This is a genomic window from Streptomyces sp. col6, from assembly GCF_008042035.1.
In the GTDB taxonomy this organism is placed as follows: Bacteria; Actinomycetota; Actinomycetes; order Streptomycetales; family Streptomycetaceae; genus Streptomyces.
Genome location: NZ_RDBL01000087.1, coordinates 1 through 1,922, shown reverse-complemented (window position 1 = coordinate 1,922; position 1,922 = coordinate 1). Strand labels below are relative to the sequence as shown.

Annotated in this window: 1 protein-coding gene; it reads right to left on the bottom strand. The window is 77.3% G+C overall.

The window, feature by feature from the left end; translation table 11 throughout:
- Positions 1 to 189 precede the first annotated feature (189 nt).
- Positions 190 to 1,821, bottom strand: coding sequence for a DAK2 domain-containing protein (locus EAO73_RS35635; protein ID WP_147975663.1), 1,632 nt, complete (start codon positions 1,819 to 1,821; stop codon positions 190 to 192).
- Between the last annotated feature and the right edge of the window lie 101 nt (positions 1,822 to 1,922).

Genomic DNA, 1,922 nt, shown 5'->3' with positions numbered 1-1,922 from the left:
ACGGTCGGTGCCGGGCGGTGCGGACGGCGGTGCGGACGGCGGTGCGGCCGGGGGCGCGGCCCACTCCAGGAGCCCCAGGAACGCGCGGTTCAGCAGCGCCGAGTCGGCGGGCCGGGAGGCTTGCAGCGCCCGGGTCGTCCGGCGCGCCGTCTCGTCCTCAAACGCCGGACGGGCTTGAATGCGCCCCCGTTACTCCACCCCGATCAGGAGCGGTGCGCCCTGGTGGCCGCCCGCGTACGTCGTGGTGTCCACGGCCAAGTGGGCTTCGCGGACGTGCTGTTCCAGGGAGTCCGCCAGGGTGGCCGGGGTGTGCTCGCCGAGGACCAGGGTGACCAGTTCGCCGCCGGCCGCGAGCATGCGGTCCAGGACCTTGCGGGCGGTGGCGGGGACGTCCTGGCCGATGACGGCCACGTCGCCGTCGATGAGGCCGAGGATGTCGCCGGCCTGGCAGATGCCCGCCGAGGTCCAGGACTGCCGTTCGGCGACGGCCAGTTCGGCGTAGCGGGTGGCACCGGCCGCCGCGGTCATGGCGACCACGTCCTCGTCGAAGCTGCGGTCCGGTTCGTGGACGGCGAGGGCCGCGATGCCCTGGACGGCGGCCCGGGTCGGGATGAGGGCGACCCGGACGCCCTGGGCCCTGGCCTGTTCGGCGGCGGCAGCGGCGGTGTGGCGCAGGTCGCCGTCGTTGGGCAGCAGGACCACCTCGCGGGCGTGGGCGCGGCGGATCGCGTCGACGAGTTCGCCGCTGGCGGGCGGTTCGCCAGGCCGGGCGAGCACGGTGGTCGCGCCGGCCTCGCGGCACAGGGCGGCCAGCCCGTCGCCCGGGACGACCACGACGACCGCGCGCCCGGCGGGTTCGGGGCGGGCGTGCGCGCGGTCGGCGGCGAAGTGGGTGATCCGGATGCGGTACGGCCGGCCGGCCTCGACACCCGCCTCCACGGCGGCGCCCGCGTCGTCCACGTGGACGTGGACGTTCCACAGGCCGTCGCCGCCGACCACCACGAGGGAGTCACCGAGCGCGTCGAGCCGGGTGCGCAGGCGCTCGACGGCCTCGTCGCCGGCCTCCAGCAGATAGATGACCTCGAAGGCGGGACCGCCCGCGTCCCCGTCGGCCGGGCACTCCGCGTCGTCGGCGGGCGGCGGGACGAACGGGACGGAGGTCTCGTACGGCTGCTCGGGGGCCCGGCCCGAGACGGCCTCGACCAGGGCTCCGAGCAGGGTCACGAGGCCGCGCCCCCCGGCGTCGACGACCCCGGCCCTGGCGAGGGCGGGAAGCTGTCCGGGGGTGGCGTCCAGGGCGGCGCGCGCCCCCTCGTAGGCGGCCCGTGCCACCTCGGCGGTGTCCGCGCCGGGCGCCGCGCGTCCGGCGGCGGCCGCGGCCCGGTCGGCGACGGTGAGGACGGTGCCCTCGACGGGGTGGGCGACCGCCTCGCGGGCCCAGACGGCGGCCCGGTCGAGCGCCAGGCGCATCCGGTCGCCGCCGGTGCCCTCCGCGAGGACGCCGGCCATGCCGCGCAGGAGCTGGGCGAGGATCGTGCCGGAGTTGCCCCGGGCACCGATGAGGGCGCCGTGGGCCATGGCGCGTACCGCGTCGGCGGCGGAGGGGACCGAGGTGCCGGTCTCATGGGCGGCGAAGACCGCCTCGACGGCCGCCGCCGCGGATTCCACGGTCAGGTAGAGGTTGGTGCCGGTGTCCCCGTCGGCGACCGGGTAGACGTTGATCGCGTCGATCGCCTCGCGTTCCCGGCCGAGGGCGTCCAGGGCCAGGGAGCACCAGGTCCGTACCGCCACGGCGTCCGGTTCGTCGGCGGTCTGCGGCACCTCGGGTCCTCCTCGGAACAGGGACTCGGTATGGGGGCGGGGCTGCTGGCTGCACCGCAGGTTAGCCCTGGCCGGCGGGTGCGGCCGGTCCGGGGGCGGGG